Consider the following 12,798-nt stretch of genomic DNA (forward strand, 5'->3'; position numbering starts at 1 on the left):
AAGATAATATCCTGATCCTTGACGGCGCCATGGGCACCATGATCCAGGACCGCAAGTTTGAAGAAGCCGACTTTCGTGGCGAGCGCTTCAAAGACTGGCCCAGCGATGTAAAAGGCAACAATGACCTGCTGGTGCTCACCCAGCCAGACGCAATTAAGCAAATTCATAAAGACTACCTGCTCGCCGGCGCCGACATTATCGAGACCAACACCTTTAATGCGACCCGTATCGCCATGGCCGATTACGACATGCAGGAGCTATCGGCAGAGATAAACCTGGCCGGTGCCCGCCTCGCCCGCGAAGCGGCCGATGAAGTCGAAACCGAGACAGGACGCGCCTGTTATGTGGCCGGCGTACTGGGCCCGACCAACCGCACCTGCTCCATCAGCCCCGATGTGAATGACCCGGGTTTTCGTAATGTCAGCTTCGATGAACTGGTCGAGGCCTATATCGAGTCTATCGATGCGCTTATCGAAGGTGGCTCGGATATCATCATGGTGGAAACCATCTTCGATACCCTGAACGCCAAGGCCGCGCTGTTTGCCATAGAAACTGTGTTCGAGAACTTAGGTGCGCGTCTGCCAATTATGATCTCGGGCACCATCACAGATGCATCGGGTCGCACCCTGACAGGCCAGACGACCGAAGCCTTCTACAACTCGCTGCGTCATGTAAAACCACTCTCTATCGGTCTTAACTGTGCGCTTGGCCCGAAAGAGCTGCGCGCCTACGTCGAAGAGCTGTCAAAAATATCCGAGTGTTATGTCTCGGCGCACCCCAATGCCGGCCTGCCCAATGAATTTGGCGGCTACGATGAGACGCCACGGGAGATGGCCGAAGTCATAGGCCAGTGGGCCGAAGAGGGGTTCTTAAATATCGTCGGCGGCTGCTGCGGTACTACCCCCGCCCATATCCGCGCCATCCGCGAAGCTGTTATCAAACACCCGGCGCGCGTCCTGCCTGACATCCCTGTGGCCTGCCGTTTATCAGGTCTCGAGCCGCTCACCATAGATGAGAACTCGCTGTTTCTGAACGTGGGTGAACGCACCAACGTCACCGGCTCGGCTAAGTTCCTGCGCCTTATCAAGACAGGTGAATATGAGGAGGCGCTCTCAGTCGCGCGCGACCAAGTGGAGAATGGCGCACAGATCATCGATATCAACATGGATGAAGGCATGCTCGACGGCGTCGAGGTGATGCACAAGTTCCTCAACCTTATCGCCTCCGAACCCGATATCTCACGCGTGCCTATTATGATCGACTCCTCGAAGTGGGAGGTGATCGAAGCGGGCCTCAAGTGTATTCAGGGTAAAGGTATAGTTAACTCTATCTCCCTCAAGGAGGGGGAAGAGAAGTTTATCGAACAGGCCAAGCTGGTTAAACGCTACGGCGCTGCGGCGATTATCATGGCGTTCGACGAAGAGGGTCAGGCCGACACCAAGGCACGCAAGGTTGAGATCTGTACCCGCGCCTATCGGGTGCTGGTCGATAAGGTAGGCTTCCCGCCGGAAGATATTATCTTCGATCCTAACATCTTCGCCATTGCCACAGGTATCGACGAGCACGACAACTACGCCGTCGACTTTATCGAGGCCACCCGCGAGATAAAACGCACCCTGCCCCACGCCATGATCTCCGGCGGCGTCTCTAACGTCTCCTTCTCTTTCCGCGGTAACAACCCGGTGCGAGAAGCGATACATGCCGTGTTCCTCTACCACGCCATTCAGGCGGGGATGGACATGGGAATCGTCAACGCAGGTCAGTTGGCCATCTATGACGATATCGACGCCGAGCTCAAGGAGAAGGTCGAAGCCATAGTGCAGAACCTGCCCTGCACCGCGCTTGCCTCAGACGGTAGCGAGACCAACAACACCGAGCTTTTATTAGAGGTCGCCGAGAAGTTTCGCGGCGATGGCTCTCAAGCCACCAAGAAGGAAGATCTGGAGTGGCGCAGCTGGGATGTCAATAAACGTCTCGCCCACGCACTGGTCAAAGGGCTCACCGAATTTATCGATGAAGATACCGAAGAGGCCCGAGTCAATGCCTCCCGCCCGCTGGACGTCATCGAAGGCCCCCTGATGGATGGCATGAACATAGTCGGCGACCTGTTCGGCTCGGGTAAAATGTTCCTGCCGCAGGTAGTCAAATCGGCCCGGGTGATGAAAAAAGCCGTGGCCTACCTCAACCCCTATATCGAACTTGAGAAGGTCGAGGGTCAGTCAAACGGCAAGATATTGATGGTGACAGTAAAGGGTGACGTACACGATATCGGCAAGAACATCGTCGGGGTAGTGCTGGCCTGTAACGGCTATGAGGTGATAGACCTTGGCGTAATGGTGCCGGTGGAGAAGATCATCGAAGTGGCAAGAGCCGAGAACGTCGACATCATCGGCATGTCCGGCCTTATCACTCCGAGTCTCGATGAGATGGTACATAACGTAAAGTCTTTCCATAAGGCGGGGCTAACCATACCCTCTATTATCGGCGGAGCCACCTGCTCGAAAATTCACACCGCAGTAAAGATAGCCCCCCACTCGCCCGAAGGCGCCATCTATATCGCCGACGCGTCGCGCGCCGTGCCTATGGTATCTAAGCTCATCAATAATGAGACCCGTCAGGCCACCATAGATGAGGCCTATAACGAATACCAAATCATGCGCGACAAGCGTAACTCTCAGGCTAAACGTAAGCAGATAGTGCCTATCGAGGCGGCCCGTGAAAATCGCTGTCAGCACGACTGGGAAAACTACACCCCGTTCGTGCCGAACCAGCTTGGCCGTCAGGTGTTCGATGACTACCCACTGGAAGACTTAGTCGACCGTATCGACTGGACACCGTTTTTCCGCAGCTGGGAGCTTCACGGACATTTTCCGAAAATTCTCGATGATGAGGTGGTCGGCGCAGAGGCACGTAAGCTATTCGCCGACGGCAAGGCGATGCTTAAGCAGATCATCGATGAGAAGTGGCTCACCGCCAAGGCCGTTATCGGCCTGTTCCCGGCTAACACGGTTAACCATGACGATATCGAGCTCTACTCTTGTGATGGGACGGACCAAAGCCGCGAGAAACCAATAATGACCACCCATCATCTGCGTATGCAGATAGAGCGTGTGGGTAACGACAACTTCTGTCTCGCCGACTTCGTCGCGCCCAAGGACAGCGGCGTTGCCGATTACATGGGCGGCTTCGCGGTCACCGCAGGCCACGGCATCGATGAGCATGTCGAGCGTTTCGAGGCCGACCACGACGATTACAGCGCGATTATGCTCAAGAGTCTCGCCGACCGATTGGCCGAAGCCTTCGCCGAGCGTATGCATGAACGGGTACGTAAGGAGTTCTGGGGCTACGCCAGTGATGAGGCACTCGATAACGAAGCGCTGATCCGCGAGAAGTACAAGGGCATTCGTCCCGCGCCGGGTTACCCGGCGTGTCCCGACCACACAGAGAAGGGACTGCTTTGGGATCTGCTTAAGCCCGATGAGACGATCGATCTTAACATCACCGAAAGCTACGCCATGTTCCCGACGGCAGCGGTATCCGGCTGGTACTTCGCCCACCCTAAGTCACGCTACTTCGGCGTGACCAATATTGGCCGGGATCAGGTTGAGGATTATGCGGCTCGTAAGGGGATGAGCGTCGAAGAGACCGAGCGTTGGTTAGCACCTGTGCTTGACTATGATCCAGAGTAGCCAGCCCTGAGCGGGAGGACGGACTTGTCCGTCCGGTGACCGAAGGTCTAAATGAAAGAGTGCAGCCCTGAGCGGGAGAGCAAACCTGTTTGTCCAGTGACCGAAGGTCTAAACGAAAGAGACAGCCTTGAGCGGGAGGACGGACTTGTCCGTCCGGTGACCGCAGGTCTAAACGAAAGAGCCAGCCCTGAGCGGGAGAGCAAACTTGTTTGCTCGGTGACCGAAGGTCTAAACGAAAGAATCGGCTTTACGCTCACGCGGTGTAGAGTCGGTCTGTCGACCGAAGAAAGTAGTGAAACATAATTGTTCAAACTTGATGTAGGAGCGTCGTAGCTCGAACCTCGCCCCCCAAAACATTCGCGGCTAAAGCCGCTCCTACATGTAACTCCGTCATCCCGGCGATGCTCTTTAGGGTTTTCAACGGGGGACAGCTGTAGCTTTAGGCCTCGTTTGGTTTAACTAAAAAGCTTTGCTCAATCCCCACATATTCATGACACATAATTGGCCTATCTTGATGTAGGAGCGGCTTTAGCCGCGAAGAGATGAAAGTATTCCATACCCACATCTGACAGGTATCCAGTCTGAATGTCTTGAGGTGTTTGTGTAACCTACTGTATAAAAGCTAAAGCTGGCTCCAGCTCTTTACAACGAACGAGTTAAGTATGACAGGCTTTCAAGCTCGTAGCTCGTAGCTCGTAGCTCGTAGCTCTAATCTTCAGAGCCTTCGCGGCTGAAGCCGCTCCTACAAACCACTTAAAACTTACGACTTACGACTCTTTAGCCTGAAACCTTCGCGGCTGAAGCCGCTCCTACAAACCACTTAAAACTTACGACTTACGACTATCTGCTTCCGAGCCTTCGCGGCTAAAGCCGCTCCTACATAGAGAACCTCGTATCTCGCCCCTAGAACCTCGACACCTAACAAAAGCCGCTCCTACATTGGTAAGGGAAAACGAAACAAAAAAATGCCAGTCAGTTTTTACTGACTGGCATTTTGCTTAGAGACGCTCCGGAGGAGAGATGATGCGTCTACTTAACGAAGTTCGATTGGCCACTCTTTCTTAACACGCTCATTGATAAACTCATCTTTAGCAGCTTTCATGGCGTCATAGTTAAGACCGGCTTCAGGTTGTACTTTAGCCTTAGTATCGTACTTAGTTGCGTCATATACATAGTCAGGCGCATATTTAGCAAGCAGTACATCGGCTTCGGCAATAGCAGTGTCTAAGACTGTATTAGACTTAGTCAACAGACGTTTTGCTTCTGTGAAGTTATGAGCATACATACCGTGAGATGCGGTAGCGCTATCCCAGAACCACTGAGCATTACGGATTTTACCTAGCAGACTATTCATCTCTGTGGCTAACTCATTACCCGCTTTAAGTGCAGCCTCATAGTTGCCTTTGGCTTCACCGATAGTCTTGCCTGCATCTATGCCTTCAACACCGTTAGCAGCCCAGATAGCCTGTGCTTTAAAGTGTGCCTCAGTCAGACGCGGGTCAGTACCTGTGGCTGTAAAGCGAAGGTTATTGATCGCAGTCTTTCTTGACTCCAGCATAGACTCAATCGCGTTGTCATCGTGACAACCCTTACAGCTGCCTGGTAGCTTAGCAGGGTCAAATTTAACGTTGTGGTTAGAGTACTCAAGACCATCTGCATTTTCAGCTTTAGGCATGTGACAGGTATTACAGCTGAACTCAAGGTGAGTAGGCATCGTATGAGAGGCTCTATCCATTAAGTTCTCATATTCCGGGTGCTGTGTTTTCAGCGATGGTGTACCGGATACCGCGTTAGTCCAGTCTTTGAAGTTGATATTATCGTAATATGCTAATTGAGCTTCGGCAGCGAAGCCTTTGTAGAGCATATCTTCACCCGCGTAGCCTACAACGCTGGCGTAATCGGTTTCTACACCCGGTACCCAATGATCCCATGGGAAGCGAACCTTTTTACTGTCTGTGCCATCGAAGTAGTATTCAACGTGACACTGAGCACAGGTTTGACTTGCTTGACCGTTGTGATCTTGCTCTTCGAACGTCAGGCCAACTTTAGTCATAGCACGTTCAGCATATGGACGGCTTAGACGCAGGTCGATTCCACCTAACTCGTGACAATCGGCACAACCAACTGAGTTACTCATTTCATGGCCCCAGGTGGACCAGCTGTTGTTAGCAAACTTATCTTCGCCGACAAGCTCGTACATGCGAGCAACGTCAGGAGACTTACAAGACCAGCAAGATGCAGCCATAGCTTCGCCAACAACGTTACCGTCGTGACCAACGATTGGACTGCCGGTTCGCAAGGATTTCATTACATCGGTTAATGCAAACTGGTGACCTCGGGCGCGGTTATAATCTTTCGCAAATCCATAACCAGCCCAAGCGCTGACCAGGTTAGGGTTTGCTTCCAGCAGATCTGTTGGCGTGCCGGATTCCGGAGTGTTCTCTTCGGAGCTGGCCCAGGTAGCATGTTGATCGGGGAAAGTTTCCTGCCAGTTATCACTGTTGTAAAAATCAACAGGTCCTGTTGATGGGGGAATGATACAGGTATTGGTATCTGCATCTAAAACAGTCCCTTCACCACATAAAACCGGATCAACAGGCTCAACTGGATCAACTGGATCAACGGGAAGCACTTCACAGACGTTTGTGTCTGTATTGAGTTGCGAGCCCTCACCACAGGTAATTAATTGTGTGTCATCATCATCGCTACAACCAACTAAAACAGCAGATACCGCAATAGCAACCGCAAGCTTTTGTAATCTCATCTTACCTCTCCTGCAAGTGAATTTTATTCACTTTTTATGTAATTTATCATTGTAAGCAAAGCGTCCTAAAGACGAGTCAAGCTATAACAAAACGGAGAGCTTCTGGTAAACATTAACTTAACACTTGTGTGAGGATGGTCACTGGCACACCACCCAAATATCCCTAAAGAGGTATACCACTTACTGGTTTTAGATCAACTTTTGCACCCATTATGATATATTCAACAAAAATAATTAAGCCTAAACAGCTATATACAAAGGGATATTCAACGATCGCTCATATATTAACCTCTAATATAGTGGTATACAGCACGGCATCTGGGCTGTAGCATTATTAACCACTACAATTAGTAAGGATATTAAGTTTCAGTTAAGGCCGTGTTAACAACTAAGAAATCCCCCAAGCATAAACAAAACCTACTCACACCGACTAAATACTCACCCAAACAGCATAAAACCCCCGCCACAAAATAAGAAGGATACTGTGATGAGGTGTAAAGTTTTAGGTGCTGAGGTGCTGAGGTGGTGAGGTGGTGAGGTGGTGAGGTGAGTACATTGAACGCAGCTTTACTATTAGCAAGGGGTCAGAATGACGACCAGGTGTTTAACAGCCAGCGGGCATTTACTTACGACTTAGCGCTTATGGCTACCGCTTGAAACCTTCGCGGCTAAGGCCGCTCCTACATCAAGAATGTCGTCGCTTTAAACAAGGTTTAACCTTGGCTGGAAGCGACGACTAACCCGCCTGTTCTTGTTGAGGCTCCGGCGTTTAATGATGGATTAAACAGGGGCCTGCTCTTTAATAAAATCGACAAAGAAAGATTTGAGCGCTTGTTTGCTCTCATCATCTAATGATTGGCCCTCTTTGTCAGAGACAAGAAATACATTGTCGACCTGTTCGCCCACCGTAGTTATTTTTGCAGAGTGAATGTTGAGTTCAAACTGCCTGAAGCCGTCACAGAAGTGACTCATAAACTGTGGGTTATCGAGTGCGGTAACGCTGATAAGGGTTCTATCCTTTTTACGAGAGTGTAAGAACTCGACTTTGGGCTCGCTGACGAATGAGCCAATGTTGCTATTATGGCGTTGTTTAGGCACCTTTCTATTTTCAAACAGTACTTGTTTCAGCCTTTGCTTGATGCGGTCACGTCGCCCGGAGGTTCTTATTGGATGATGGTCGTAATCCAGTATTTTTAATGACTCCACCACATAACCATCTTTAGTCTTAGAGATATTCGCTTGCTGAACTGAGATCTGTAGTGAGGCTAAGGTATTAAACAGTGTCACAAACAGGCCGGGTTTATCCTTCATATAGACGAATAGATCACTGCTGCCTTTAGTACTGCTTTCATCTATCAAAATAAGAGCATGATCGGCAGGATGTTGCGTCATGGCTTGAGAATAACGGGCTATTTCACTGGGTTGAGCATTGCTGAAAAAGGATAGCGGTAAGCGTTTCCAGAGCTGTTTAATCACCTCAGGCGTTTCACTTGCCCCCATCAGCTCCAGCGCTTCATTCTTGTGTTCACGAACGATAGTTCGCTGTTCCAGAACATTTTCCAAGCCATTACGCAGTGCGAAACTAATCGACAAATAGAGATCCCGGAGCAAGGTAGCCTTCCAGTTGGTCCACAGATCATCATTGGTCGCCTTAATGTCGGCAACCGTTAAACAGTAGAGCGCATCGAGTCTGGCTTTAGTCCCAATCGCTTTAGCAAGATTCTTAACTTCAGAAGGGTCATAGATATCTAACCGTTGGCAGGATAAAGACAACAATAGATGGTTTTTAACTAACCAGGTGATCACCTTAGCTTGCGAAGGTTTTAGCTCATGAAATTTAGCAAATTGCAGCGCATCGACAGCCCCCAATTCACTGTGATCACCGCCACGGCCCTTGCCTAAATCATGAAATAAGGCTGCTAACAACAATACCTCTTTATTCTCTATCGATTTGTAAACAGCGCAAGGCTGTGTAAGAGAGGGATTTTCAGGCTTGTCGTTCAGTGAATATAAGTTTTTTAGTAATTTATGAGTATGCTCATCCACGGGGTAAACATGATATAGGTCGAATTGCATCTGACCCACAATTTCGCGCCATTGGGGGAGGTAGGACGCTAAGATGCCATGTTTGTGCATTAATGATAGCGCGAGCCCCATACCTTGAGGGTGGCGAAACAGAGAGATAAACTCTTTACGGCAACTATGAAAATCTTGCAGATCGCCCAGTAATCGGCGTCTTACCTGACGTATTAATCGAATCGTCTGTGGCGTAATACCGTCAATATCGTTGGCGTTTTCTGCGATATGGATAAACAGAGCGATAAGCTGTTTACGATCAACAAAGACATCATCATGGCGGGCATTGATCAGTCGGCCATTGATTTCGAAGTGTTGATTTAACGGGGTCGACTTCCTGTCTGTTTGTACCAGAATTTCATCTTTAAAATACTGCAATAGCATTTGATTAAGTTCGCTAATCCGCCTCATTGCCCGGTATAACTGACGCATCATTTTCTCGATGGCGAGGTGGCTGCTGTCCCCAAAGCCCATCAGCCTGGCCACATCACTTTGCAACGCGATAAGTAATCGGTTTTCAGAGCGCTGAGCGGCGGCGTGCAGTGCCCAGCGAGCACGCCATATAAAGTGCTGTGACTCTAACAGCTCTGCATACTCGTCGGCAGTAAAGAAGCCGAACCGTCTTAATGCCGCCATATCTTCAGCCGCAAAATATTTACGGGTTACCCAGATCAGCGTTTGGATATCACGCATACCACCGGGACTATTTTTTAGGTTGGGTTCCAGGCTAAAAGCACTGCCCTGCGCCTTTTGGTGGCGTTCATCTTGCTCGATGAATTTCGCCTTAAAGAAGGCTTCACTGCTCCAGAGGTCATCGCCATATAGCCTGTCTAAGACCTGATTCGCGTGAAGCTCTGGCCCCGTTAAATGGCGGATCTCAAAGAGTGAGGTCGCAATGGTTATATCTTCACAGGCCTTATCAATTTCAGTCAGTGCCAGAACACTATGGCCGAGCTCTAATCCTACATCCCAAAGTTGGGTAAAAAAATGGCCAATCTGCGAGGCTTGATGGGGACTCAACTCTTCGGGAAATAATACACAAATATCAATGTCAGAGTGTAGATGGAGCGTTTGACGACCATAGCCGCCTACGGCATTAAGAGATAAGTTTTCACTAGCAAGACCGGCACATTCCCAGAGGTGGAGAAGTAAGGCATCAAAAAAATCAGCGCGTAACTTCACTATCTCATCGATAGCAACGTGGGTGAAGTTTTTATTAAAGTAGTTGTCAGCATCTTGGATTACTTTTTTATAATCTGTAATGCTCATTGTTGAACTGAAATGAGGTGATATATCAGAGTCTGACATGCTTCTCCTGTGCCTGTTTGCAATTAGGTACTTTGGCTTTAGTTATACTAATTAAACCTGATGCAATGGCCGTAAAATGAGCAAATAGGGTAGATGATCCAAGTGTGAATTACAAATTGTTAACAAGCCTGTTCACCTTCCCCCCATAAGCATTCCTCTATGATAAGCAGCGGCCACAGGGGAGAACAGGTATGGACTGCGGATGCAGTTGGATGAGATGAGGAGGTGCAGCTCTGCCCCCTATTTTCTGTAGCCTGCTGATGCATTTAGATGAAATGGAAAAACTTTGCTCTGTGCCCACTTTTTATTGAACTTCATAGTGCTATAGTGACTCTAGTTCCTAGATTAGTTCTTAAAGATTTCAGTTCACCATTCAGGGGTTACCTATGCTAAATGAGAATCATGCACTTATTTTCGACTTCCCGGAATTTAAACAAGACATCGTATATCTGAATTATAAAGACGACACATTCAAAAACTTATCCAAGCAGTATCACCTGTTAGATTATGATATTCGTCAGCTTGAAATTGATGGTAGCCCGACCGATGACGAGCATATGCACCAGCTCAAGGTAGAGCGCGCTAATTTGAAGGACGTGTTGTTTCAAAAGTTAAAAGAACATCATGACAGCACTGTTTCGACAGACTAAGCTCAGGAAAAGAACAATCGCGACATAGTCATCCCGGCACTCTTTAGGCCGGGATCTAACTTTCAAAACCTACAAGTCTAAAAGCTAAAGCTAGCACCTGCTCATAAGACTCCAGCTATTTCTTACCGCTTAAAACTTACAACTTACCACTCTTTAAACCGAAACCTTCGCGGCTAAAGCCGCTCCTACATAGTAACTCGTAGCTCGTAGCTCGTAGCCTTCTTATCCCTTCCTATATCAGAATGATTTCCATGACAATTTGGGAGAGAGTTACATGATTTTTATGTGAAAAAAGCGTAGATTAGGTGCCATTAACCCGCGTATCTCAAGCACCTCAAGCACAAGGATGTCGAATTATGAGACTCATATTTGTTCACGGCTGGAGCGTCACCAACACTAATACCTATGGTGAGCTGCCTCAATCGATTATCTCTCAGGCTGCCGGTGTAGGGCTTGAAATTCAAATTGAGCATATTTACCTCGGCAAGTACATCAGCTTTCACGATGAAGTGACCATGGATGATATAGCCCGCGCCTTTGATTATGCATTGAAGGAACTGCCTGGCTCAGATGGGCCCGATGCCCAAGATGGGATCGCGCCTTTCTCCTGTATCACCCACTCTACCGGTGGTCCAGTGGTACGAGCTTGGGTTGAAAAATATTATGGTGTGACCGCTGGCGATGGAGATGGAGATGATCGACTAGCGCTGCAGCCATTAAAACACTTGGTGATGCTGGCTCCTGCAAACCACGGTTCCAGTCTAGCAACCTTAGGCAAAAAGCGAGTGGGGCGGATCAAGGCCTGGTTCAGTGGTGTCGAACCAGGGCAGCGGGTGCTTGATTGGCTCTGCCTGGGTAGCAAGGGCCAGTGGCAGCTCAATGAGCAAGCCTTAAATTACCACTATCCGCAACATGAATTTTATCCTTTCGTACTTATCGGTCAGGGTATCGACTCCACGTTTTATGACTTTCTCAATGGCTATCTGGTGGAGTCAGGCTCAGATGGGGTGATAAGAGTGGCTGGTGCCAACATGAATTATCGCTACCTGTCACTGACCCAGACCCAGGAGCGGTTCACCAGACTCAAGGGCAAGGTTTATCGGTTAGCGCCTGCAGAGCAAGCAGTAAGAAAGCCACCATTGGTGCCCATGGGGGTCTTCAGTCAGTTCAGCCATTCCGGTACTAAGATGGGGATCATGGCCAATAAGGCAACGAGCCCTAATCATGGTGTCCTGGTGGCGGAGGTTTTGAACTGCCTAAAGGTAGATTCAATGACAGATTATGAACAACGCCATCAAGCACTGGAGCAGCTAACTCAAGCCGAGCAGGCCAAAGTGCCGCAGGGGAAGTCCGAGGCTATTAGCAGCTATGCCATGCTGGTGATCCGGGTGCGGGATGAATTGGGGGATCTGATTGAGCATCAGGATTATGACATACTCCTGCTCGCAGGAAGTGGCTATAAGCCCAACCGTCTGCCCGACGGTTTCTTTGTTGATAGGCAGATGAATACCTCCAGCCACAGTCTGGTGTATTACCTGGATGCGGCTAAGATGTCACATATTAAGGACAACTGCTTCGGTATTCAGGTGAACGCGCGGCCTGACAAGGGATTTAGTTATTTCCATTCTGGCCAGTTCCGCTCCGAGGGGTTATCCATTGAAGAGGTGTTTGCCCCCAACCAGACCACCTATGTTGATATTACGATTAAGCGACAGGTGGACAAGAATGTGTTTAGGTTTAGTCGAGCCGATAAACCAAGGGAGAACTTTGCCAAGATACGCCCCTCTGGGGATGTGATTAGCGAATAGTTAGGCCAATCTAGGTAGACAGATTGGCCTATTCCTTTATTCAAAACTCCGTTTTGATTTATGGCTGACGCCACTTTTTCGGTCTTACGACCGATTAAAGTCGTGGAATTCCATTCCACACCAGGGCAAGGAGGACTGCTCGTCCTCGCCCTCCTTGCATCCACCCTAACGCCCCGGCGAAGTTACATGCATTAAGTACGGGCCTCCGGTCTTTCTTGAAAATAGCTAACGTTTCCGATGGGGCGTCCAAGCCCCCCGAAAACTAGACCCACATCCGTGTGGGTCTTACACTATTTTCTGCGACGCCCTTAGGCAACTTCCAACGGGGAATTGTTGTAACCTGCGGCGGTGTTCGAATGAACTAGAGAAATTTTACTCTGAGCCTGACGAATCCCCACAAAAAGGTAAGCTGAAATAATGAGATAGGTAAAATAGTGAGGAACATTCATGGCATTTGGTGATCAAATTTATCGCCAAACAAAAATTACCACGAGTAAATGCCA

6 protein-coding genes are annotated in these 12,798 nt (G+C 49.1%); 4 read left to right on the plus strand and 2 right to left on the minus strand.

Features of this window, described 5'->3' with window-relative positions:
* The first annotated feature begins 29 nt into the window (after nt 1–29).
* Nucleotides 30–3,689: a methionine synthase gene (gene metH / locus EKG39_RS18820; RefSeq protein WP_425470191.1), complete on the plus strand. Its 3,660-nt coding sequence runs from the start codon at nt 30–32 to the stop codon at nt 3,687–3,689.
* A 51-nt stretch (nt 3,690–3,740) separates the two neighbouring features.
* Entirely contained in the window at nt 3,741–3,992 is a 252-nt protein-coding gene (locus tag EKG39_RS18825) for a hypothetical protein (RefSeq protein ID WP_126507520.1), read from the plus strand.
* A gap of 730 nt (nt 3,993–4,722) precedes the next feature.
* Here the strand turns inward: EKG39_RS18825 and EKG39_RS18830 are convergent.
* Complete coding sequence (locus tag EKG39_RS18830; RefSeq protein ID WP_126507521.1) at nt 4,723–6,453, minus strand: ammonia-forming cytochrome c nitrite reductase subunit c552; 1,731 nt, start codon at nt 6,451–6,453, stop codon at nt 4,723–4,725.
* A 780-nt stretch (nt 6,454–7,233) separates the two neighbouring features.
* On the minus strand, nt 7,234–9,837 hold the full coding sequence (gene glnD, locus EKG39_RS18835) for a [protein-PII] uridylyltransferase (protein ID WP_126507522.1): 2,604 nt from the start codon (nt 9,835–9,837) through the stop codon (nt 7,234–7,236).
* A 386-nt stretch (nt 9,838–10,223) separates the two neighbouring features.
* Between glnD and EKG39_RS18840 the strand changes: the two genes are divergently transcribed.
* Nucleotides 10,224–10,487, plus strand: a complete 264-nt coding sequence (locus EKG39_RS18840; RefSeq protein ID WP_126507523.1) for an HP1242/YdcH family protein — start codon at nt 10,224–10,226, stop codon at nt 10,485–10,487.
* A 356-nt stretch (nt 10,488–10,843) separates the two neighbouring features.
* Nucleotides 10,844–12,295, plus strand: coding sequence for an esterase/lipase family protein (locus tag EKG39_RS18845; protein WP_126507524.1), 1,452 nt, complete (start codon nt 10,844–10,846; stop codon nt 12,293–12,295).
* Nucleotides 12,296–12,798: the final 503 nt, after the last annotated feature.

This window comes from Shewanella atlantica (assembly GCF_003966265.1).
GTDB classification, from domain to species: Bacteria; Pseudomonadota; Gammaproteobacteria; order Enterobacterales; family Shewanellaceae; genus Shewanella; species Shewanella atlantica.